The organism is Leifsonia sp. 10L418, from assembly GCF_056395445.1.
The window spans coordinates 31217-53049 of record NZ_JBFTJN010000006.1; the positions used below are offsets into that span (position 1 = coordinate 31217).

At 65.9% G+C, this 21833-nt stretch carries 18 protein-coding genes, 1 tRNA gene and 1 other RNA gene; 11 read left to right on the forward strand and 9 right to left on the reverse strand.

Going from position 1 to position 21833, the window contains the following annotated elements; genetic code table 11:
* Positions 1-43: 43 nt before the first annotated feature.
* Together AC1DCF_RS12945 and AC1DCF_RS12950 are read left to right on the forward strand one after the other, a co-directional pair.
* Entirely contained in the window at positions 44-781 is a 738-nt protein-coding gene (locus tag AC1DCF_RS12945) for an ABC transporter ATP-binding protein (protein ID WP_477211361.1), read from the forward strand.
* On the forward strand, positions 778-2067 hold the full coding sequence (locus AC1DCF_RS12950; RefSeq protein ID WP_477211362.1) for an ABC transporter permease: 1290 nt from the start codon (positions 778-780) through the stop codon (positions 2065-2067). Before AC1DCF_RS12945 ends, AC1DCF_RS12950 begins: the two co-directional genes overlap by 4 nt.
* 6 nt (positions 2068-2073) lie before the next feature.
* Here the strand turns inward: AC1DCF_RS12950 and AC1DCF_RS12955 are convergent, their stop codons facing one another.
* From AC1DCF_RS12955 to AC1DCF_RS12970, 4 genes are all read right to left on the reverse strand, one after another.
* Positions 2074-3336, reverse strand: coding sequence for an ABC transporter permease (locus tag AC1DCF_RS12955; protein WP_477211363.1), 1263 nt, complete (start codon positions 3334-3336; stop codon positions 2074-2076).
* Position 3337: 1 nt separating this feature from the next.
* Entirely contained in the window at positions 3338-4228 is an 891-nt protein-coding gene (locus AC1DCF_RS12960) for an ABC transporter ATP-binding protein (RefSeq protein WP_477211566.1), read from the reverse strand.
* 110 nt (positions 4229-4338) lie between these two features.
* Positions 4339-5259 (reverse strand): hypothetical protein, encoded by a 921-nt coding sequence (locus tag AC1DCF_RS12965; protein ID WP_477211364.1) that lies wholly within the window; start codon positions 5257-5259, stop codon positions 4339-4341.
* A 244-nt stretch (positions 5260-5503) separates the two neighbouring features.
* Complete coding sequence (locus tag AC1DCF_RS12970) at positions 5504-6418, reverse strand: DsbA family protein (RefSeq protein WP_477211365.1); 915 nt, start codon at positions 6416-6418, stop codon at positions 5504-5506.
* Positions 6419-6725: 307 nt separating this feature from the next.
* Here AC1DCF_RS12970 and AC1DCF_RS12975 point away from each other — a divergent pair, with 307 nt between their 5' ends.
* Complete coding sequence (locus tag AC1DCF_RS12975; protein WP_477211366.1) at positions 6726-7820, forward strand: glycerate kinase; 1095 nt, start codon at positions 6726-6728, stop codon at positions 7818-7820.
* A 153-nt stretch (positions 7821-7973) separates the two neighbouring features.
* On the opposite strand, the gene AC1DCF_RS12980 is transcribed toward AC1DCF_RS12975, so the two are convergent.
* A complete protein-coding gene (locus tag AC1DCF_RS12980; RefSeq protein ID WP_477211367.1) occupies positions 7974-9557 on the reverse strand; it encodes a xylulokinase in 1584 nt (527 codons plus the stop codon).
* Positions 9558-9699: 142 nt separating this feature from the next.
* Entirely contained in the window at positions 9700-10893 is a 1194-nt protein-coding gene (gene xylA / locus AC1DCF_RS12985) for a xylose isomerase (protein WP_477211368.1), read from the reverse strand.
* A gap of 128 nt (positions 10894-11021) precedes the next feature.
* On the opposite strand from xylA, the gene AC1DCF_RS12990 reads away from it, so the two are divergent.
* Positions 11022-12203: an ROK family transcriptional regulator gene (locus AC1DCF_RS12990; protein WP_477211369.1), complete on the forward strand. Its 1182-nt coding sequence runs from the start codon at positions 11022-11024 to the stop codon at positions 12201-12203.
* Here AC1DCF_RS12990 and AC1DCF_RS12995 read toward each other — a convergent pair whose 3' ends face one another.
* Positions 12204-13187 carry an acetylxylan esterase gene (locus AC1DCF_RS12995; RefSeq protein ID WP_477211370.1) on the reverse strand — a complete coding sequence of 328 codons (984 nt, stop codon included), beginning with the start codon at positions 13185-13187 and terminating at the stop codon, positions 12204-12206.
* 358 nt (positions 13188-13545) lie between these two features.
* On the opposite strand from AC1DCF_RS12995, the gene AC1DCF_RS13000 reads away from it, so the two are divergent.
* The 4 genes from AC1DCF_RS13000 (at position 13546) to AC1DCF_RS13015 (ending at position 18976) form a co-directional block, all read left to right on the forward strand.
* A complete protein-coding gene (locus tag AC1DCF_RS13000; RefSeq protein ID WP_441790244.1) occupies positions 13546-14781 on the forward strand; it encodes a multidrug effflux MFS transporter in 1236 nt (411 codons plus the stop codon).
* Positions 14782-14809: 28 nt separating this feature from the next.
* Positions 14810-15553 carry a phosphatase PAP2 family protein gene (locus AC1DCF_RS13005; RefSeq protein WP_477211371.1) on the forward strand — a complete coding sequence of 248 codons (744 nt, stop codon included), beginning with the start codon at positions 14810-14812 and terminating at the stop codon, positions 15551-15553.
* Between the two features lie 183 nt (positions 15554-15736).
* Positions 15737-17011: a saccharopine dehydrogenase family protein gene (locus AC1DCF_RS13010; protein WP_477211372.1), complete on the forward strand. Its 1275-nt coding sequence runs from the start codon at positions 15737-15739 to the stop codon at positions 17009-17011.
* Positions 17012-17065: 54 nt separating this feature from the next.
* The gene (locus tag AC1DCF_RS13015) at positions 17066-18976 is read left to right on the forward strand and encodes a helicase HerA-like domain-containing protein (RefSeq protein WP_477211373.1); all 1911 of its coding nucleotides are present in this window, start codon (positions 17066-17068) and stop codon (positions 18974-18976) included.
* A 45-nt stretch (positions 18977-19021) separates the two neighbouring features.
* Here AC1DCF_RS13015 and AC1DCF_RS13020 read toward each other — a convergent pair whose 3' ends face one another.
* Complete coding sequence (locus AC1DCF_RS13020) at positions 19022-19552, reverse strand: hypothetical protein (protein ID WP_477211374.1); 531 nt, start codon at positions 19550-19552, stop codon at positions 19022-19024.
* Positions 19553-19696: 144 nt separating this feature from the next.
* Here AC1DCF_RS13020 and AC1DCF_RS13025 point away from each other — a divergent pair, with 144 nt between their 5' ends.
* A complete protein-coding gene (locus AC1DCF_RS13025; protein ID WP_477211375.1) occupies positions 19697-19945 on the forward strand; it encodes a putative acetyltransferase in 249 nt (82 codons plus the stop codon).
* Between the two features lie 201 nt (positions 19946-20146).
* Positions 20147-21061 carry an FUSC family protein gene (locus tag AC1DCF_RS13030; RefSeq protein ID WP_477211376.1) on the forward strand — a complete coding sequence of 305 codons (915 nt, stop codon included), beginning with the start codon at positions 20147-20149 and terminating at the stop codon, positions 21059-21061.
* Positions 21062-21278: 217 nt separating this feature from the next.
* Here AC1DCF_RS13030 and AC1DCF_RS13035 read toward each other — a convergent pair.
* Positions 21279-21366, reverse strand: a tRNA-Ser gene (locus tag AC1DCF_RS13035).
* A 201-nt stretch (positions 21367-21567) separates the two neighbouring features.
* Here AC1DCF_RS13035 and ffs point away from each other — a divergent pair.
* Positions 21568-21664, forward strand: an RNA gene (gene ffs / locus AC1DCF_RS13040) — signal recognition particle sRNA small type.
* Positions 21665-21833: the final 169 nt, after the last annotated feature.

Below are 21833 nucleotides of genomic sequence, written 5' to 3' on the forward strand. Positions count from 1 at the left end.
GCGCAGCGCGCTATCGTGCTCTGCACAGAAGGGCGGTGCGGTCGTGAGCGAACCCGTTTTGGTGGCCACAGACATCCACAAGTCATATGGGCACGGCGCCAGCCGCTTTGACGCGTTGAAAGGGGTGTCCCTCGAGATCGGCGCCGGGGAGTCGATCGCGATCGTCGGCAAGAGCGGGTCGGGCAAGTCCACGCTGATGCATTTGCTCGCGCTGCTCGACAACCCCGATAGTGGGGTGCTGCTGGTCGAAGGCACGGATGCGCGACAACTCAAGACTGCGGCGGTGAACCGGCTGCGCAATGAAGACTTCGGGTTCGTGTTTCAGCAGTTCTTCCTCACCCCGAATGCGACGGTGCTCGACAACGTGATCCTGCCGCTCAAGATCGCCGGGGTCGGCCCGACGGAGCGGAAGGCTCGCGGAATGGCGGCGCTGGAACAGCTGGAACTCGCCGACAAGGCCAAGAACAAGGCGATCAACCTCTCGGGCGGGCAGAAGCAGCGGGTGGTCATCGCGCGGGCCCTCGTGAACAACCCGAAGGTGATCTTCGCCGATGAGCCGACCGGCAACCTCGACACGGCCACGGGAAAACTGGTCGAAGACATCCTCTTCGACCTCAACCGGGAGAACGGGATCACCCTCGTCATCGTCACCCACGATGTCGAGCTGGCCGAGCGTTGCGACCGGCAGCTCTTTCTGCGCGACGGTGTGGAAGACCCGACGCAGGAACGCCTGCTGCACCCGCGGGACACGTCGAGTGACCAGCCGGGATCCGACTCATGAATCCGCTCGACCTGGTGCGCACCGCGATCGGCAACAGTTTTCGCAGCAAATTGCGCACCGGCCTCACCGTGGTGGCCATCTTCATCGGTGCATTCACCCTGACGATCACCAGCGCGATCGGCACGGGCATCTCGAACTACATCAACGCGCAGGTCGCCGCGATCGGCGCCGCCGACGTGCTGACGATCACGAAGACCACGGATGCGTCGACCTCGGCAAGCAATGGGCCCGCGAAATACGAGCCGAATCAGGCCACCGTCAACGGCGGCCCGCCCGGAGTGACCATCACCCCGATCAGCGCCGAAGACCTCACCGTGATCGAAGCGACACCCGGCCTCAGCGACGTGAACCCGATCACCCGGGTGACGCCGACCTTCATTCAGTTCGCGGACAACGGCAAGTATGTGATCACCGTCAATCCGGGGGCGACGCTGACGAAGGCCGATCTCGCCGCCGGCGCGCAACTGAGCGAGAACTCGACCGAGAACGAGGTGATGCTGCCCACCTCCTATCTGGAGAACCTCGGCTTCGCGAGTGCCGAAGCGGCGATCGGCCAGGCGGTCACGATCGGCGTGAACGACTATCAAGGCACGGCACATGAGGTGACGGCGACGGTGGTCGGGGTGCAGAACGAGACGCTGCTCGGGAGCGGCGTCGGCCTGAACCAACAGCTGACCACCGAGCTGAGCCGGATCCAGGCGACCGGCCGGCCGGCCGGACTCCCTCTCGGCTATCAGGTCGCGACCGCGCGCATTGCTTCGGGTTCGACAGCGGCCGAGGTCGACACGATCAAGAGTGATCTCGCCGATCAGGGGTTCACCGCGCTCACCGTCGCCGATCAGATCGGGTCGTTCGAAACCGTCATCAACGGCATCATCGGTGTGCTCAACGCCTTCGCGGTGATCGCGCTGATCGCCGCCGGATTCGGCATCATCAACACCCTGCTGATGAGTGTGCAGGAGAGAACCCGGGAGATCGGGCTAATGAAGGCCATGGGTATGAGCGGCGGCAAGGTGTACGCCCTGTTCAGCATGGAAGCGGTGTTCATCGGTTTTCTCGGCAGCGCGATCGGCGCGCTTGTCGCAATCATTCTCGGCTCCGTCGTCAGCGATGCCCTCGCCAACACCGTGTTGTCCGGCCTGCCCGGCTTGCACCTGATGCAGTTCGCACCCGGGTCGATCGCGATCATCATCCTCGTCGTGATGCTGATCGCCTTTCTCGCCGGCACGCTGCCGGCCCGCCGGGCGGCCCGGCAGAATCCGATCGATGCGCTCCGCTACGAATAGGCACGCTCAGCCGTGAGCGACCGGCGGCAGCTCGCGTTGCTTCACCGGACGCCTCGCGGACTGCATCACCTCCCGAATCGAGATCTTGCGGGAGTACTCGATCGATCCATAGCGAAACAGCCGAACCGCCAGGCGCAGCACCAGGGCGGCCAGAATCCAGAGCTCGGCGATGATGATGATCGCCTGCCAGAGCGGAAGCGTGCCGAAGGCATTCCGCAGCAGCGCCGTCACCGGCGCTGAGTACGGAAAGAAGGAGAAGATCTGCACGATGAGCGCCGTCGGATCACTGATGATCAGCGAGATCGTGTAGAACGGCACGAAGATCAGCACCATCAGTGCGCCGTAGATCGGGCCGGCATCCTTCACCGTCGGCATCGCGGCGCCGAGTGCCACCAGGGTGCCGGTGAACAGGGCGAAACCGCCGAGCAGAATGAGCGTTCCGACGATCATCTGTTGCGGGTCGAAGGTGAGTGCGGCGAGGTCGAGATTCGGGATGTTGAGCTGAGCGCGAAAGAAGACGTAGCCGAGCACAAAGGGCAGGGCGAAGACCAGCATCTGAACAATTCCGATGAACAGCAGCGACACGATTTTGCCGAGGATCAGACTCGTCGGGTTGATCGTGGTCAGAATCATCTCGGTGACCCGGTTCTCCTTCTCCTCCAGCGTCGCGCTCAGCATCTGGTTGCCGAGCAGCAGAATGACCGCGTAGAAGATGGCCAGGAAGATCAGCGGAGGAAACACCCCGTTGAAGCCTCCGGACACGGTCCCGTTCGAATACGTGATGGTGTTCGTCGTGAGGTTGCCGGCCGCGATGCTCGTCAGCTCAGGCGAGCCCAGCCGTTCGGCCGCACTGGTCTGCAGGATCGATTGGGCCACCGAGGCATACTCGCCGTTGTTGAACACCCCGATGTCGGCGCCGAACACTTGGATCTTCTGGGTGGCCGGCTCGGCCGGATAGGCGAAGAAGGCGTCGATTGTTCCCGCTTTCACCGCCGCCACGCCGGCCTCGGTGCTCGGCGCAAGAGTTCCGCCGGCCGCGTCGACAACGGAGGGGAGCACCACGCCCGACGCGTCGGTGTATTCAAACGAGAAGTGCGCGTCCTTCTGCGCTGCTTCCGACTGAGTGCGGGAGTTGTTCGAGACGAAGACCAGCGAGAACACGACGATGAGAACAACCGGGACGAACAGTGTCGCCACCCAGAACCTGCGCTTCGTGACCGTGCGGACGAACTCGAATCGCACGACGGTGCCGAGATTGTGCCTGGCCATGTCACGCCTCCGCTCGGTCAGATTCGCGATCGGCCTCTGGGCCGTAGACCTCGATGAAGATGTCCTCGAGAGAACGACGAGTCGGAGTGAACCGGCTGACGCCGATGCCTGAGGCGACGAGTCTCGCGAGCACCGCCGCGGCATCCGCATCGGGGCTGAGCTCAAGCTCGGCGTGCCCGTGCGCGTCTTGGATGCAGCGGTAGGCGGCATCCTCGGGGATCACCCCGTCGTGATCGATCTGGATGACGGTACCCCCGAACTCGTCTTGCACGTCGGCGACGGTGCCATAGGCGCGAGACACCCCGTCTTTGAGCAGGATCACCCGGTCGCAGAGGCGTTCGACCTCTTCCATCTGGTGGGTGACCATCATCACCGTGGACCCGGCCCGTTTCTGGTCTTCGATGATGTCCATCAGCAGCCGCCGGTTGACCGGGTCGAACCCTTTCGTCGGTTCGTCAAGAATGAGCAGCTCCGGTTCATTCATCACCGTGACGCCGAGCTGCACCTTCTGCTGCTGGCCGCTTGAGAGTTTGTCGAGGCGGGTGCGCTCCTTGTCGGCCAAACCGACCCGGTCGAGATAATCGATCGACCACCGGCGCGCTTGCTCACGGCCGAGGCCCTTGAGCAGACCAAAGTAAACCATCACATCGATCACCGACTCCTTTTTGTAGAGTCCGCGCTCTTCGGGCAGATAGCCCAGCCGCCCGCTGGTCTCGGGCGTGAACGGCCGCCCGTCGATGTGCAGGATGCCCGCGGTCGGCTGGTAGATGCCCAGCAACGCCCGAATCGTCGTGGTCTTGCCCGAGCCGTTGCTGCCCAAGAAACCGAACGTCTCACCGCGCTCAATCGTGAACGACAGATCGCGGATGACCGTGGTCTTGCCGAAGTCCATTCGAAAGTTCTCGACCGTCACCAGCGGCCCCGGGTCCAGCGTGCTCACGCTGTCACGCTACGCCGGAATGCGGCGATCGTGAACGATGGGATGTCAGGCTGAGAGGGAACTCAGATGCGCGGCAACAGGCTGGGCGGGACGCACGGCTGGCCGCCCGGCAGGCTCAGGCAGTTGCCGAGGAAGGCCGGGTACGGGCCGTCGGTCGAGGGGCCGAACCAGGTTGTGTAGAACGTCCAGAAATTGAGATTGCCCCAGGCGGAGCATCCGTCGCCCTCACTCTTCGCGCTCTTCAACGCCGACCGGTTCGGCTGGTACGGCGTGTAGTTGTAGAGGTTGGCCGTGGCCTGGTTCAGAATCGTGACCGGCTTCGACCCGCACTCGGCGTTCGGGTTGAATCCGACGTCGACGGTGCCGATCTTGTAGGTGCGCTCGGGTTCCTGGCTGTACTGCCGAAACTGCCAGGCCGCGTTGTAGACCTGGTTGAAGAAGCCGAAATACTTGGTGTCGCAGTCGGCCGTGTCGGGGCAGCCGTAGCCGGCGGCACGCAGGTAGCCGGATTCGCTCGGCCGGGTGAGCAGCGACTGCTCCTTCTGCAGCAGCACGAGCAGCACCCGCGGACTGATCGTGCAGGCCGAGGCCACCTTCGCGATGATGCGGCTGGCCTTCTCATTGCGGGCCCCGACGTAGTTGGTGCAGTGACCCGGGCCTTCGCTGGGCTGGGAGACCGTGGTCTGGCGGTAGTCGGCAAGGCAGGGGGAGTCGTCTTTCGGGCGGCAGTTCTGCGCCTCGAGAAAGGCTTGAATGCCGGCCTCGGTCATCGAGTCAGGGTTGAAGAAGTCGTAGTCGCTGATGATGAGACCGGGGTCGAAGTCGGCCGGGTCGGGCGGCGGGGGCATTGTGGCCGCCGCTGGCAATGCGGCGTGGGCCGGTTCGGCCACGGTGCCCAGGCTCAACGCTCCGCCACCCACCCCGATCGCGAGGATCAGGGCAGCAGCCCACAGGCGACGGGGGAACGAATTAGCGCGTCTCATCAGGGTCGACCCTATCGGCACCATTGACGAGAGGGCTGAGTCGGGCTTTGCGGGGTGTCGCGTGCCCGGCGGCATCCGTCACCCCGGCCGTCGGCGTCAGCGCAAGCCGCAACGGTCAGCGCCTGCCGCACGATGTGTGCGGTTCTTGGTGACGGGTGTGCATTCTGGGAGGTGTTTGCTGACATCTTTGTTGTCCGGAATTCGGGGGCGGATTCTGACTGGCGGCTGCGGCTTGTGCCTCTGGCTACGGCGTCGGCGTCGGGGTGGGGGTGGCCGTTGACTCGGCTCCGGCGGTGGCCTGCTGTGTCACGAAGGCCTGGAACGCTGCGGCGTCGCCGAATGCGCCCGTGTAGGCCTTTCCATTGACGAGCACGGTCGGGGTACCGTTCACCTTCGGGATGTTCGCGTTTGGCAGCGGGCCGGCCAGCGCGCGATTCGTCGCCGCGGCCACCCAGGGCGAGAACTCTTCGTCGGCGATGCAGCTGGCGATCTTTGGGTCGCTGGCCCCGGCATCCGTCGCCAGGGATGTCAATTGCGCGTTGGTCAGCCCCGCGGTGTTCTCTTTCGGTTGATTCGCGAAGAGGGCGCTGTTCACCGCGAGAAAACTATTCGGATCGTAGTTGGCGACACAGGCCGCGGCGTTGGCCGAGCGGGTCGAGTATTTGGTGCCCTTCGACGCGCTGTCGAGGATCGACAGGGGGTGCACCTCGAGGGTGGCGTTGCCGGCCGTGACCCAGCCGGTGATCTGGGCCGAGTTCGCGGTTTCGAATTCTCCGCAGAACGGGCAGAGATAGTCGACGTAGGTGACGATGTTGACGGTGTTGGGATAGTTGGCCAGATCGGTGGCGACGGGCTTGGCGTCGGCCGCGAGCGCCGGTGTTGTCACTGCGGTGACGGTGGTGCCGTCTCCGGTGAGCAGGATGCCGTCGCTGGCCATGTTGAGCGGGCCGGTGCCGGTGGTGCGCGCACTGCCTGCAATCACGAGCGCGATGATCGTCACGATGGCGAGCAGGCCGATGCCGATTCCTGCGCGCCAGGCCCACTTCACCCGCCGCTCGCGCTTCTGCGCCGCGGCAAGTTGCAGTCGGGCTTTCTCCCTGGCCTGCTCGCGGCGGTCCTTCTTCGGGGGAACGGGGTCGCCGTAGATCGAGCTCTTCATCGCATTTCACCGTTTCGTCGCGCCAGGGTTGCCGCCTCGACATTAAGCGCCGATTCTTTGAGCCGCTCAAGGGTTAGCTGTGTGCCAGCCGTGAGACGGGCGGATGCTGGGGCGCGCGGGGCTCGGAGGCGCGCAGCGCCACTGAGCCCCGCGCGAAAGGCGGCAGCCTACTCCCAGGAAATCCTCCCAACTGCATCCTTCGCGCAACCATCCCGAGAGCTTCCATCTCGAGAGTCTGCGGCGCCCGCTGGCCATCTGCCCGGCATCAGCTCGACCGCGAGGGGCACGCACCTGGCATGCTGGGGCCATGACTGTGCTGACCGTGGTGATTGCGCCCGACTCGTTCAAGGGAACGGCACGAGCGGGGGAGGCCGCGCGGGCGATCGCCGACGGCTGGGCTTCCGTGCGGCCGGATGACCGGCTGCAGTTGCTACCGATGGCCGACGGCGGCGAGGGCACACTCGATGCGTTCGAAACCGCGGTGCCGGGCGCACGACGGATTCCCGTCGAGGTGCAGGGGCCAGACAATCACCTGGTCGAGAGCAGTTGGCTGCTCCTGCCGGACGGCACCGGAGTTGTCGAACTGGCGAACACAAGCGGGCTCACACTGCTTGACCCATTGCGCCCGCTCGACGCGCACACGCTCGGTTTCGGCCAGGCCATTGCCGCGGCGCTCGATGCAGGCGTCGTGCGGCTGTTGCTCGCGCTCGGCGGCAGTGCCTCGACCGATGGGGGAGCCGGCGCGCTGGCGGCCCTCGGGGCGCTGTTCGTGGACGCGACGAATCGGCCGATCCGGCTCGGCAACCGCGGGCTGGGCACCCTCGCCAAAGCCGACCTGACCCGGCTGCATGCGCTTCCCGCCGGAGGAGCGCAGATTCTCTGCGACGTCTCGAATCCGTTGCTCGGCGTGAACGGCGCCGCCGCGGTGTTCGGCCCGCAAAAGGGTGCGACCGCCGCGCAGGTCACCGGACTCGAATCGAACCTCACGCGGTTGGCGCGGCTGATCCGAGTCGACCCGTCACGTGCGGGCGCCGGCGCGGCCGGTGGAACCGCGTTCGGCATGCTGGCCTGGGGTGCGACACTCGCCCCGGGGGCTGTGGCTGTCGGGGAGGCGCTCGGTGTTCCGGCGGCGCTCGCCGGGGCATCCGTTCTCATCACCGGTGAAGGGCGTTTCGACGCACAATCGGCCGCGGGCAAGGTGCCGTCATATCTGCTCGAGCAGGCGGCGGCCGCGGGAGTGCCGGCGATGCTGGTCGCCGGGAGTATCGAGGCTGAGACCGCGGAGTTCGCGGCGGCGGAGTCGCTGACCGACCTCGCCGGAAGCAGTGCGGCCGCGCTCGCCGACCCGCTCCGCTATCTGCGCGAGGCGGGAGCCGCCCTCGCTCGTGGTTGTGGTGGCTAACTCCTGTAATCCGGGAGGCAGCGCCGAAACTGGCCCGGAATTCCGCGGGCTAGCACTGGAGGATCCGGGGATTACCGGAGTTAGCAACCGGTGAAGCGGATGAAACGGACGAACGGATGAGGCAGAGCGGAACGGAACGCGGGGTGCCGTCGGTCAGCGACGCGCGGCGTACTGCTCGCGAATGACCGGCCGGTGATCAGGCGCCGGCGCCGCGACGAGGGCGAGCGGCCAGGCGGGGCGGGTGCCGGTCAGCGCCCAGGCCGCCTGCACCGCAGCCCCATCGGCCACGTATTCACCGGGCGTCGGCACCTGCACCGGCACGGCGAAGACCTGCGCCGCGATCGCCTGCACCGCTGGATTCTGTGCGGCACCGCCGATCAGCAAGAGCCGGTTGGCGCTCACCCCCTGCGCGCGCACGGCGTCGAGTCCATCGGCCAGCCCGCAGAGTAGTCCTTCGATCGCGGCCCGCGCGAGGTTCGGCCGGGTCGTTGAGGCGAGGGTCATTCCGAAAACGGATGCCGTGGCGTCGGGCAGGTTGGGCGTGCGTTCGCCCTCGAAATAGGGTTGAAGCACAAGCCCCCCGGCTCCGGGTTCGGCGGCCAGGGCCAGGGTTCCGAACTCGTCAAAGTCCGCTGCGAGTAGCGCGGCAATGGAATCGAGCACCCGGGCGGCGTTCAAGGTGGCCACCAGGGGGAGGTACGCGCCGCCCGCGTCGGCGAACCCGGCGACGATGCCCGTCGCATCCGTTGCCGGCTGCCCGGTCACGGCGAACACCGTTCCGCTCGTGCCGATCGAGACGATGACGTCGCCGGTGCCGGCCCCGAGGCCGAGGGCTGCGCCGGCGTTGTCGCCGGCCCCGGCGCCGATCACGATCCCGGCGGGGATGTCGATCCCGGCAGAAATCCCTGCACGTTCACCGGCGCCATTCCCGGCGTCAGTCCCGTCAGCGTCGGTCGGTTCCCCATTCGACGGAGATTCTGCCCCGTCGCGGTCAGAATCGGCCGAATAGGCGGCGTTTGAGCCAAAATCTCCGTCGAATGGGCGTGCCGCGACTGCAGAAGGAAGGGCGGCGGTGACCCCCGGCGACTCCCCGGGGGCGAGCACACGCGGCAGAATCGCACGATGGCCGAGCGCAGCGTCGAGCAGCTCGAGGTCGTAGTCGCCGGTGACCGGCGACCAGTAGCCGGTGCCGCTCGCGTCGGAGCGATCCGTCGTCAGCTCCTCGAGCACCGGGCCGAGTTCGCTCTCGCCGGCCGGGCCGAAGCCACGCAGGCGCCAGGTCAGCCAGTCGTGAGGGAGCGCCACCGCGGCCACCCGCGCCGCGTTCTCGGGTTCGGCATCTCGCAGCCAGCGCAGTTTCGTGATCGTGAACGACGCCACGGGCACCGAACCGGTTCGTCGGGCGAGTTCGCCGGCGCCGACCTCGGCGATCAGATCGGCGGCAGCCGGTGCGCTGCGTGTGTCGTTCCAGAGTAAAGCCGGGCGAATGACGCGGCCGTCCTCGTCGAGCACGACCATGCCGTGCTGCTGCGCGGCGACCGCGATGGCCGACACGTCGTCGAGACCGCCGGCATCCGCAATTGCGGTGTGCAGCGCGCCCCACCAGGCGGCCGGATCAACCTCGGTCCCGTCGGGATGCGCCGCGCGCCCCGTGCGCACCAGCGCGCCGGTCTCGGCGTCGCGAATCACAATCTTGCAGCTCTGCGTCGAGGAATCGACTCCGGCGACACGTGGCATGGGGGCTCCTAGGAGGTGAAGGGGGAATAGAGAAAGCGGAGAAAACGGGACCTAAATCAGGAACAGAGAGGCGTGTCGGCCCCCGAGAGCGGTGAAACCCGGGCCGACACACCTCCGTTCCTGAATTGGGTCCCCCCGAAAGCTAGCCCCGCGCGCCCATCAGGTGCTCCAGCGCCAGCTGCTGCAGGCGCACGAAGCCGAATCCCTTGCCGCCCAGGTACTCCTGCGCGTCGAAGTCCTCGTAGGCCGAACGGTCGGCGAGCAGGTCGTCGTAGCTTTCACCGGCGGCCAGGGTGGGCAGCGCGAGCTCGGGAACGCGCGAGGCAGTCAGCGCTTCCTGCACCTCGGGGTCGGCGCGGAAGGCCGCGGCGCGCTCCTTGAGCAGCAGGTAGGTGCGCATGTTCGCCGCAGCCGAGTCCCAGACGCCGGTGATGTCTTCGGTGCGTGACGGCTTGTAGTCGAAGTGGCGCGGTCCGTCATAGGCCTGCCCGCCGTTCGGGCCACCGTTCTCAAGCAGGTCGACAAGCGAGAACGCGTTCTGCAGGTCGCCGTGGCCGAAGACCAGGTCCTGGTCGTACTTGACGCCGCGCTGACCGTTCAGGTCGATGTGGAACAACTTGCCGGCATCCAGTGCCTGGGCGATTCCGGCGGTGAAGTTGAGCCCGGCCATCTGCTCGTGCCCGACCTCGGGGTTCACGCCGACGAGCTCGGGGCGCTCCAGCGTGTTGATGAACGCGATGGCGTGGCCGAGCGTCGGCAACAGGATGTCACCGCGCGGCTCGTTCGGCTTCGGCTCGATTGCGAAGCGGATGTCGTAGCCCTTGTCAGTCACATAGTCACCGAGCAGGTTCACGGCTTCGCGGTAGCGGCCGAGAGCCGAACGGATGTCCTTGGCAGCGTCGTACTCCGCGCCCTCGCGGCCACCCCACATCACGAAGGTCTTCGCGCCGAGCTCAGCGGCCAGGTCGATGTTGCGCAGAACCTTGCGGAGGGCGAACCGGCGCACGGCACGATCGTTGGAGGTGAAGCCGCCGTCTTTGAAGACGGGAGCACTGAAGAGGTTCGTGGTGATCATCGGCACGATGACGCCGGTGTCGGCGAGCACCTGCTTGAGGCGGTCGATCTGCTTCTGACGAGCGGCATCGGTGGAACCGAACGCGAAGAGGTCGTCGTCGTGGAAGGTGAGCCCGTACGCGCCGAGCTCGGCAAGGCGGGTGACGGCCTCGACCACGTCGAGGTCGGGGCGGGTCGGGCCGCCGAACGGGTCGGTCCCGTTGTAGCCGATGGTCCACAGACCAAAGGAGAACTTGTCAGCGGGGGTGGGTGTCAAGGCCATGAGGGTGCGTCCTTCAGCTTCATTGATGATTTGTTGTGCGTTAGAACATATTACAGGGGTGAGGGTGTTGGCGCTAGGGCCCCGGTGCGTGACACGGTCGGATCCCTCGCCTGACGTCCTATGGTGGGATGGTGGTAGATACCGGAGCGCCGTTCGACGGCGTGCATCGCCGAAACCTCTCGAAAGTGCTCCGGCTGGTTCACCAGCACGCTCGTCTCTCGAGAGCCCAACTGACTCAGACGACAGGTCTCAATCGATCGACGATCGCCACGCTCGTCGGCGAGCTTGTCGAGCTCGGGCTCGTCACAGAGTTGGCCCCAGATCCCACCAATCGCGTCGGTCGGCCGTCGCCGGTCGTCGCCGCTGATGAGCGCATCGCGGTGATCGCCGTCAACCCCGAAGTCGATGCGGTGACGATTGCCGCGGTCGGCCTCGGTGGACGTGTGATCATTCGTGAGCGCATTGACGTCGACCACGTCATCAGCCCTGACGAGACGGCGAGCCTCGTTGCCGCCACGATCGTTCGGTGGAGCCAATCAGAGCTCCGCGATTCCCGGCTTGTCGCCTGCGGGCTGGCGATTCCCGGATTGGTTCGGGCCTCTGACGGACTTGTGCGCTGGGCGCCGCACCTTTACTGGTCTGACGCGCCCATCGGCACGTTGGTCGGGGCGGCGACGGGACTGCCGACGGTCGTCGGCAATGACGCGAGCCTCGGCGTGCTGGCCGAGCACCTGTTCGGTGCCGGTCGTGGCTGTGATGATGTCGTCTACCTCAACGGTGGCGCGAGTGGAATCGGCGGGGGCCTGATCGTGAACGGCCGCCCCGTCGGTGGAGCCGGCGGATATGCGGGCGAGTTCGGTCAGAATCGGCCCGGCATCTCCGCGGCGGACAGCCGCCGGCACGGCGAGGGGGTTCTCGAAGATGAGGTCAGCCGCTCGCGATTGCTTGACGTCGTCGGGCTGAGCGCTGCCGACGAGCCGGCGCTCGAACGAGCGCTCCGGGACTCCGACACGGTGGAAGTGACGGAGGAGCTCGCCCGGCAACGGCGCATCCTCGCCACGGCGCTCTGCAACGCGATCAACGTGCTCAATCCCTCACTCGTCGTGCTTGGAGGTTTTCTCGCGACGATTGCGCTGAGCGACAGTGATGCGCTTCACGCCGCCGTCGCGGCACAGGCTATTCCCGCGGCCTTCGAGGGCATCGAGATTCGTGTTGCGGCCCTGGGCGAAGACCGACTGATGGTCGGAGCAGCGGAAGCGGCCTTCCAGGCGCTCCTCGCCGACCCACTCACCGCGACCCCGACGACGTGATCAGGCGGTCGCTGACTCCACCCGCTTGAAGGCCGCGGTGAAGAAGGCGAGCGCGCGTTCTTCATCGAGGATTCCTCCGCCCTCGTGCCCGTTGTACTGCCAGAGCGAGATCTCCTTGTCGCCGCCGTAGACGTTGTAGGCGCCGTAAACGGTCGACGGAGGGCAGACGTCGTCCATCATGCTCGCCGAGAACAGGGCAGGGGCGCTGGCGCGCTTGGCGAAATTGACGCCGTCGAAGTAGGCCAGAACGCCGTGTGCGCTCTCGACTTTGTCGCGGTGCACCGCCAGATAGGAGCCGATCTCCTTGTAGGGGTAGGCATCCGTCACAACGGTCGCCCGGGGGAAGTCGCAGAGGAACGGGACGCAGGGGGCAACGGCGGCGAGACCGGGGACGAGGCCGCTCACGGCGAGGCTGATCCCGCCGCCTTGGCTGCGACCGAAGACCGCGACTCGAGAGGCATCAACAATCTCAAAACCGCGCACCGTCTCGATCGCACGCACCGCATCAGCGAACACGCGGCGATAGTAATAGGTCTCTTTGGCATCGATCCCGCGGGTCATCAGGCCGGGGGACTGCGGGCCCGTGCCCGCCGGATCGGGGGTGTCCCCGCTGCTCCACCCCGAGCCCTGGCCACGGGTGTCCATGTGAAAACTGACGAAGCCGGCGGATGCCCAGAGCAGGTCTTCGAGCGCATGGCCGCGACCTCCGCCGTAGCCGATGAATTCGACGATGGCGGGAAGTGGCGCGTTCGCCCCGGCCGGCACGCGCAACCACGCCCGGATTGGCTGCCCCTCGAAGCCAGAGAAGGTCACGTCGAAGACGTCGATGCTGGTCAGCGGGCTGTCGACGGCAACCACGCTCACGTCGCCCGCGCGGCTGCGCGATTCGGTGAGGGTGTCTGACCAGAACTGATCGAAATCCGGTGGATCAACCTGGTTGCTGCGGTAATCGGGCAGGAGTGGAGCGGAGAGATCAACGTGCATGGTGGAACCGACTTTCGCGGGGAAGGGGCGGGCGTGGGTGTCGAAGCCGCGCCATCCAGGAGTCCGCGCTGACCGGCCGCGTCCCCGCTCTGGACTGCAGCGCTCGTGAGAAGTGAGGCTAGCACCACGCGTTCGCCGTGCTGCTCAGCCGACGCGCCGACACCAATCTGAGTCGACGCGCTGCGCGTTGGCAGCCTTCGGATAGACTCAGCGCAGCCACAATCGAATCGATTCGATGACGAAGTAGTGCAGATCTGGCGGCCGGCGCGGAGCCGGCCAGATTCGCCTCCCGCTGCATGACCTGAGTGACGCGTGGAGCAGAGCCCCTGTTCACCCACCACCTCAAGGACACAGCCACGTGAGCATCATTCACCACCCGGGCGACGCTCTGTCGCGCGGCCAGCGGATCATCTACATCATCGTTCTGGGGGCGCTCACCGCGCTCGGCCCGTTCACCGTCGACCTCTACCTTCCGGCCTTTCCGACTCTCGAGGCCGATCTCGGTGTCTCGGCCGCCGCCATCCAGCTGACCTTGACCGGAACCATGCTCGGCTTCGGCTTCGGGCAACTTGTCGTCGGTCCGTGGAGCGACAAGGTCGGCCGCCGGCTGCCGCTGCTGCTCGCGACGGGGTTTCACGTGCTGGCCTGTGTGGGTGCCGCGATGTCGCAGGACATTCTCTGGCTGAGTCTGTTCCGCGTGTTGCAGGGCTTCGGCGCCGCGGCCGGCGGAGTTGTCGCGATGGCGATGGTGCGTGACCTGTTCGGCGGCAAGCCGCTGGTCAAGATGCTCTCGCGTCTGGCGCTGATCAGCGGACTCGCGCCGGTGATCGCGCCGGTGCTCGGCTCACAGCTGCTCCTGGTGATGAACTGGCGCGGCATCTTCTGGGTGCTCGCGGCCTACGGCGCCGTCGTGATTCTCGCTGTCGCCCTGTGGATCGTCGAGACCCTTCCCATCGCCGAACGGCATGTGGCCGGGCACAGCACGCTCGGGCAGCGCTATCGGGCTGTGCTCTCCGACAAGGTCTTTGTCGGGGTGGCGATCGTGGGCGCAATGACTTTCACCGGTCTGTTCTCCTATCTCGCGGCATCCCCGTTCTTGTTCCAACAGGTCTATCTGTTCACCCCGCAGCAATACGGACTCCTCTTCGCGATCAACTCGCTCGGTGTCATCGTGGGCGTGCAGACCAGCTCCTATCTGATGCACCGGCTGAACGTCGGACCGCAGTGGATTCTGGTGATGGCAACGGCCACCCTCGGGATCACGGCGACGGCCATCGTCGTGTTGGACCTGGCCGGGGCCGGCCTCTGGGGAACGCTGATTCCGCTCTGGTTCTTCATCACCGCCTGCGGCTTCACCTTTCCGTGCACCCAAGTGCTCGCCCTCAACGCGCACGGTCACGAGGCCGGAACCGCGGCGTCTCTGCTCGGGGCCGCGAACTTCGGAATCGCCGGCTTGATCTCGCCGGTTGTCGGGTTGATTGGGGTCGGCAGCGCCGCGTCGATGGGCGTTGTGATGATCGCCACATCGGTGGTGGGCATTGTCGTGCTCTGGGCCGTCGTGCGCCCGGTCACGGTGCCGGCGCTCACGCACTGACTCGTCGGGGCGCACCTAGCATGGAGGCATGCAAGAACATGCGCACGACGGACAGTACGCGCGCGACGAACTCGGTTCGACGGGGCCGGCGGGGTCGGCGGCGCCAGGCACAATGAAACGGATGACCCGGGTCTGGGCACTCGGCGCCGGGATCGTGTTGCTGGTGCTCGCGGTCGTCCTCGGCGCATACATCACGACCGGAAACCAGGGTCTGCCGCTGGCCGTCGACGCGGCCTGGATGAACACGCTCCTCGCGCTGCGCACGACGTTCTGGATCAACGTTTCGCTTGTCTTCAACGCGGTCGGCGGCGGTCTCATCGCCACGTTCATCGTGCCGATTTCGATCGCCGTGGCGTTCCTGCTGGCAAAACGCCCGTGGACCGCGAGTTACTACCTGATCGCCACGGTGCTCGGCGCCGGACTCGTACAAGTGCTCAAACACCTCTTCGGCCGGGCCCGCCCCGAAGAGATCCTCGTGCATTCTGACTTCGGCTCCTACCCGTCGGGGCACGCGGCGAACGCAGCGGTCATGGCCGCCGTGCTTTTCATCGTCTTTCCCCGGGTGTGGGTAGCTGTCGCCGGGGCCGTGTACACGGCCCTCATGATGTTGAGCCGAAACTATCTCGGTGCGCACTGGCTGAGCGACACCGTGGGAGGAGTGCTGCTCGGAGTCGGTGTCGCGCTGGTGCTCTGGGCGGCGCTCGGCCCCAAGGTTCAGGCCGAGTCGGCTCTCGCAGGCAAACGTCAACCGGGCATTCCCGAATCCCGGTAGAGCGCTTCGCACGGCCGCCGCACTGCCCGTTGGGCACGAGCGCGCACCCGCCCATTCGACGGAGATTCATCGTCATGTGCGGCTGAACCTTGAATCTCGACGGTTAGGTACAAGAAATCTCCGTCGAATGGGAGGTGCACCGGGGGCTGGCCGGGGCGGATGCCCCGCGATAGCGTCGGGGCCATGAAGATTCTTCTCGTGGGTGCCGGCGGAGTCGGCGACGCCATCGCAAAGATCAGCGCACGTCGGTGGTTCTACGAACTCATCGTCGTCAGCGACTACGACCTGACCAGGGCCGAACGCACCGTCGCTTCCATTCCTGCTCGTCACGGTGAGGAGATCGCGAACCGATTCGTTGCAGCGCAGATCGATGCCGGCGACTCGGAGAAGGTGGCAGCGCTGGCACGCGAGCACGGCATCACCCACGTGATGAACGCGGTGGAACCCAAGTTCGTGCCGTCGATCTTTGCCGGGGCTCTCGCCGCCGGAGCCGACTACCTCGACATGGCGATGAGTCTCTCGGAGCCGCACCCCACGCATCCGCACAGCCTGACCGGTGTCAAACTCGGCGACGACCAATTCGCCCAGGCCGGAGACTGGGAGACGGCCGGCCGGCTCGCCCTCGTTGGGATGGGCGTCGAACCTGGACTCTCGGATGTCTTCGCGCGCTACGCCGCCGACCACCTCTTCAGCGAGATCGACGAGCTGGGCACCCGCGACGGCGCCAACCTCGTCGTGCGCGATGAGAATGGCGACGAGATCTTCGCCCCGTCATTCAGCATCTGGACGACCATCGAGGAATGCCTGAACCCGCCGGTGATTTTCGAGAAGGACAAGGGCTGGTTCACGACCGAACCGTTCAGCGAGCCGGAGATGTTCGACTTTCCGGGCGGAATCGGGGCGGTCGAGTGCGTCAACGTCGAGCATGAAGAGGTGCTGCTGATGCCGCGCTGGCTGGATGCGAAACGGGTCACCTTCAAATACGGGCTGGGCAACGAGTTCATCGGTGTGCTGAAGACGCTGCACCTGCTCGGTCTCGATAGCGTCAGCCCCGTGCGGGTGCGGAGCGCCGCTGGGCCGGTCGAGGTGGCACCCCGCGATGTCGTCGCGGCCGCCCTGCCCGACCCGGCCACGATCGGCCCGCGAATGACCGGCACCACCTGCGCCGGAGTCTGGGTGACGGGCACTGGAATCGACGGAAAGCCGCGCGAGGTCTACCTCTATCACCTGGCCGACAACGAGTGGACGATGGCCGAATACGACGCCCAGTGCGTCGTCTGGCAGACCGCACTCAACCCGGTGATCGCCCTCGAGTTGCTGGCAACCCAAGTCTGGACCGGCATCGGAGTGCTCGGCCCGGAGGCGTTCGACGCCAAGCCGTTCCTTGACCTGATGAAGCGTGCGGTGGCCGATGGCGGCTACGGCCAGGACTGGGGGCTCCAGGATCGCCTGGCGTGACCAGTCGAAAATTGACCGGCCCGTGCAGTCGGCGACGGGTCTAGGATTTGGCCCATGACCCCGAATGACGCTGTGGATCCGGTGGCTGCCGCCCAAGCCGAAGCCGAAGCAGCGCTCGCCGCCGCGGTGAAAGCGCAAGCCGAGGCCGAGGCCGCGGTGAAGCGGGCTCGGGATGCCGCAGCGGCGGCCCAAGCGATGGCCGCCGGCGAGCAGGCTGCCGCGGTCGCCACTGCCGAGCACACCGCGGGGGAGGGCGCCGTACCCGCGAAACCGGCCGCTCCGCCCGCTGCCGAACCTGCGCCCGTCGCCGCACACACAGCGCCCGTTCCCCTCAACGACGCACACGTCACTGCCATCCGGGCCGGCTACGCCTTCGACGCTCCGGCCCTCGAAATGGGCGCCCTTGTCAACGGCGAGGCGCTGCCCGACGTGCCCATCCGCATCCCGCTGGCGATGACGAACCGGCACGGCCTCGTCGCTGGGGCGACCGGAACCGGCAAGACCAAGACCCTGCAGGTGCTCGCCGAGCAGCTCTCGGCCCACGGCGTCGCGGTGTTCGCCGCCGACATCAAGGGCGATCTGTCGGGCATCGCCACGGCCGGCGAGCCGAACGACAAACTTCTCGCCCGCACCTCGGGCATCGGCCAGAATTGGGCGGGCGTCGCGAGCCCGACCGAATACTTCTCGCTCGGCGGTATCGGCGCCGGCATCCCGATTCGCGCGACGGTCGCCGGTTTCGGTCCGCTGCTCTTGTCGAAAGTGCTCGGGCTGAACCCCACCCAGGAGTCGAGTCTGGGGCTCGTCTTTCACTACGCGGATGCGGCGGGGCTCCCGCTCCTCGACCTCACCGATCTGCGGGCGGTGCTCAGTTTTCTGATCAGCGACGAGGGCAAGGGGGAGCTCGTCGGGCTCGGCGGGCTGTCGAGCGCCACCGTCGGCGTCATCCTGCGGGAGCTGATCACCTTTGCCGACCAGGGCGCCGATGTCTTCTTCGGTGAGCCGGAGATCGACACGGCCGAGTTTTTGAAAGTCACGGCCGACGGGCGCGGAATGGTCAGTCTGCTCGAGGTCCCGGGGGTGCAGGACAAACCGGCGCTGTTCTCCACGTTCCTGATGTGGCTGCTTGCCGACCTGTTCAACGATTTGCCCGAGGTCGGCGACCAGGACAAGCCCAAACTGGTCTTCTTCTTCGACGAGGCGCACCTGCTCTTCAAGGACGCGTCGAAGGATTTCTTGGCGCAGATCACGCAAACCGTGCGGCTCATCCGTTCAAAGGGTGTCGGTATCTTCTTCGTCACCCAGACGCCGAAGGATGTGCCGAGCGAGGTGCTCGCCCAACTCGGCTCCCGAGTGCAGCACCAGTTGCGCGCGTTCACCCCGGATGACGCGAAGGCATTGCGGGCGACGGTGTCGACCTACCCGAATTCCGGCTACGACCTCGAAGAGGTGCTGACGAATCTCGGCACCGGTGAAGCCATCGTGACGGTCATGAACGAGAAGGGCGCGCCGAGCCCGGTCGCCTGGACCCGGTTGCGGGCACCGCAAGGTTCGATGTCACCGACGCCGGCCGCGTCGATCGCGGCGACGGTTGCTGCATCTCCGCTGCTCGCGACGTATGGCGCGGCGATCGATCGCGACTCGGCGCGGGAGATGCTCGCCCGCAAACTTGAGGCTGCCCATGCGACAGCGGTCGCCGCACAACAAAGCCTCGATGCGGCCCAAGCCGCGGCCGAACTCGAGAAGCAGCAAGCCGCCGCCGCCCAGCAGCAGGCCAAGGCCGACAAGAAGGCTCAGGCCGAATACGACCGTCTGCTCAAAGAGACCCAGGGTTCGGCACGCACGAGCACGCGGACGAGTTCGAAGGCGCAGAAGACTATGCTCGAGGAGGTGCTCGGTTCGCAGATGACCAAGACGATTCTGACCGGAGTCGTCGCCGGGATCTTCGGAACTCGCCGCCGCCGTTAGCCCGAACGCTCCGTTCGCCGGACGCGCCGCCAGCCCGAGCTCGGGCTAGCCGAGCAAGCGTCGAGGAAAGCGGCGTTCGAACCAGTACAGAAGTTCGGGGCGCGAGGCGTTGAGTTCCCGCAGGGTCACCGGGTCGGGAATGTGCACGATCGGAACCTCGAGAATGTCCGCGACAGTTTCCATGTCGTCGCGCGACCAGTACTGGCCGCGCATCCGCAGCAAAACGCGGCCGTCGACTCCGGTGACGAACAGCTGGGGGTGGGTGTCGAGTGTGCCCGATTGGTAGAGGTCGAGCATCATGATGCCGTCGATCGCGTCGACGGGGATGGTGGTCATCCGGCCGAAGAAGCCGCGTTCGGCGATGTGTGACCGGCTCACCCAGATGGTTGTGCGGTAAAAGGCGATCATCCCAAGCCCGAAGAGAAGCATCAGCACGAGCACGACGACCACGACGGCCAGCCAGGTGCCGTTCGGAATGGTGAGCCAAAAGATCACCGCGAGAACCGGCGTCAGAAGCAGAAACACGGCGACAGCGGTCTGCCTGAAAAGATGCCCGTGCGGGCGCAGTGAAACCACGATTTCGGGACTATCCCCAATTCGCGTCACTCCATGCCCCCCGACAGTTCTCACCGAGTATGCACCAAATTTCATACGAATGCATGTTCAGGCGCTATTCCGCCCCGAGTGGGGGGCGCTGCTTCACCGGTAGGCTCTGGCCCTATGAGTAACGGGCCGACGACCAGTGGGCCGGCGGATGTCGTTGCGACTGTGCCGATCGGCACGCGTCTCGTTGTGCGCACCCGCATTCCCGGTGGATTCACCGATGCGCTCGGTGTGCTTCACGCCCGCACCGAGACCCAATGCACCATCGACACCAAGCGCGGCCTGGTGACAGTTGACCTCGTCGATATCGTCGCGGCCAAGGAAGTGCCGCCTCCGCCGCCACGGCGGGCGCCGCGGCTTGGTTGATTTATTCGTGGGCGGTTTCGACTCTCCATCGAGGAAACTCTGGAAACGCTCACGGGACGTATGTGGGCACCGCGAGGTCGCGAGAGGGTAGCGGTTTGCGTCGGGGGAGCCGAGGATGTCTAGATGAGTCGGCCCGAGAGTATTCCGGCTGCGCCAGGCAATCGTTCAGGTGCCCGTCGGGCGATCCATATCGTGGGCGCAGTGCTCGTCGTCGTCGTCGTGCCTGCGGTTCTGGTGGACGCTTTCGTCGGGAAGTTCGCAGCCGACGCACTGTTACTCGGGTTGCTCTTGGGCGTTATCGGCAGCATGGTCGGCGGCACTCGCCGGATGCTGATTCTCGCCGTGCCCTTCGGGGCAGCAGCAGCGCTCGGGGCTTTCACAAGCTACGGCTGGTCGTGGGTCGCGTTGCTAGCTCTGTTGGGGGTTCTCGCTGGGGCAGGGATTGCGTTCGGATGGTTGCCATCGCTCCTGATGCTTCCGTTCGCCGCCACATTTGCCGGCCCTGTCTCGTCGGGACAAGATGCAGTCGCCTACGGCATTTTCGCCACTCTAGGCCTGCTTTATGGTCTCGTCCTCGCCCGTCGATTCAGAGCGCCTCGAGTTGTCGAGGGTCAGCGGGTGTCGATCGGGCTTGCCTGTGCTGTCGCTGCTGTCATGGGCGTGGCATTGGGCGGCGCCGCTGCGATCGGCGTGGCATTGGGCTGGACCGAACCGTACTGGGTTCCCGAGCCGATCCTCATCCTTACCCTCTACATCATCATGGGTAAGCGAGAACGCGTACGGGAGAAGGCGATTGCGACAGCGGTCGGGGCGATTGCATCAGTGCCGGTGGTGCTGCTGGCGCCGCCGACATGGGTCATTACCGTCCTTGCCGCCGCGGCCTTCGTTCTGGCGCTCAGCCAACAAAAGAAGAGCTACTGGCGTTACTACGCCTTGTATACCTTTGCTCTTATTCTCGTTCTTTCGCCGCCTGGCCAAATCGGTGCCGAGGCGGCGCACCGCGGCACTGAGATTCTGATCGGCATAGGAGTCCTCGTGGCGGGCCTAGCCGTGCTTGACTCTCTCGGCCGTTGGCTGGCGAAACATGACCCTGAGCCAGTGCTTGCTCAATCCTGAGTGCATTCAGAGGGGACCCCGTCGCTCGGGCTTCGCCCTCGCTCCTCCTCGAATCACAATTCCTTGTTAACGCCGAAATGCCCGTCCTTCGGACGGGCATTTCAACGTTGGCGGAGAATGGGGGACCCCGTCGCTCGGGCTTCGCCCTCGCTCCTCCTCGAATCACAATTCTTTATTAACGAGTAAACGCCCGACCTTCGGCCGGGCGTTTACTCGTTGGCGGAGAATGGGGGATTCGAACCCCCGAGGGCTTTCACCCAACACGCTTTCCAAGCGTGCGCCATAGGCCACTAGGCGAATTCTCCTGTCAAGCCGCACCCCGAAGAGAACGACCTCAAGAATCCTACCTGTTTCCGGAGCACCTCGTGGCCGCCTGCCCCACACAGCGGCCCGGCGGGCCGTCAGATCGCCCCGATTGAGGCAGTCCACAGCGGAATTCGCTGAGAGTCGGAACAGGATCTGAGCGCTGTGATTTTGGGGGAGGCGAATCCTCACCTAAACTGAGTGCTGGCTCCTCGCGTGGTGCCATCCAGGCCAACTCCCCCAGGACGGAAACGTAGCAAGGGTAACCGGGCTCTGGCAGGTGCGCGAGGAGTCTTTATTTTTGCCCGGCCCCCGCCCCGGCGCGGACCAGACCCAGCCGCCGACACCGCCGCATCCGTTTCGTAGGAGATTCTGAGACTCGCCGTGATGTTCTGGCGGGTTGACTCGGCGTGGCGCGGAATCTCCTCCTTTACGTGACACGGTTAACGTCGCACACTCCTGATGCGCG

Excerpts from the sequence above, each read along its gene's own strand:
- AC1DCF_RS12950 (WP_477211362.1), top strand. The coding sequence starts at position 778 with ATGAATCCGCTCGACCTGGTGCGCACCGCGATCGGCAACAGTTTTCGC.
- AC1DCF_RS12955 (WP_477211363.1), bottom strand. The coding sequence starts at position 3,336 with ATGGCCAGGCACAATCTCGGCACCGTCGTGCGATTCGAGTTCGTCCGC.
- AC1DCF_RS12960 (WP_477211566.1), bottom strand. The coding sequence starts at position 4,228 with ATGGACTTCGGCAAGACCACGGTCATCCGCGATCTGTCGTTCACGATT.
- AC1DCF_RS12965 (WP_477211364.1), bottom strand. The coding sequence starts at position 5,259 with ATGAGACGCGCTAATTCGTTCCCCCGTCGCCTGTGGGCTGCTGCCCTG.
- AC1DCF_RS12970 (WP_477211365.1), bottom strand. The coding sequence starts at position 6,418 with ATGAAGAGCTCGATCTACGGCGACCCCGTTCCCCCGAAGAAGGACCGC.
- AC1DCF_RS12975 (WP_477211366.1), top strand. The coding sequence starts at position 6,726 with ATGACTGTGCTGACCGTGGTGATTGCGCCCGACTCGTTCAAGGGAACG.
- AC1DCF_RS12980 (WP_477211367.1), bottom strand. The coding sequence starts at position 9,557 with ATGCCACGTGTCGCCGGAGTCGATTCCTCGACGCAGAGCTGCAAGATT.
- xylA (WP_477211368.1), bottom strand. The coding sequence starts at position 10,893 with ATGGCCTTGACACCCACCCCCGCTGACAAGTTCTCCTTTGGTCTGTGG.
- AC1DCF_RS12990 (WP_477211369.1), top strand. The coding sequence starts at position 11,022 with ATGGTGGTAGATACCGGAGCGCCGTTCGACGGCGTGCATCGCCGAAAC.
- AC1DCF_RS12995 (WP_477211370.1), bottom strand. The coding sequence starts at position 13,187 with ATGCACGTTGATCTCTCCGCTCCACTCCTGCCCGATTACCGCAGCAAC.
- AC1DCF_RS13005 (WP_477211371.1), top strand. The coding sequence starts at position 14,810 with ATGCAAGAACATGCGCACGACGGACAGTACGCGCGCGACGAACTCGGT.
- AC1DCF_RS13010 (WP_477211372.1), top strand. The coding sequence starts at position 15,737 with ATGAAGATTCTTCTCGTGGGTGCCGGCGGAGTCGGCGACGCCATCGCA.
- AC1DCF_RS13015 (WP_477211373.1), top strand. The coding sequence starts at position 17,066 with ATGACCCCGAATGACGCTGTGGATCCGGTGGCTGCCGCCCAAGCCGAA.
- AC1DCF_RS13025 (WP_477211375.1), top strand. The coding sequence starts at position 19,697 with ATGAGTAACGGGCCGACGACCAGTGGGCCGGCGGATGTCGTTGCGACT.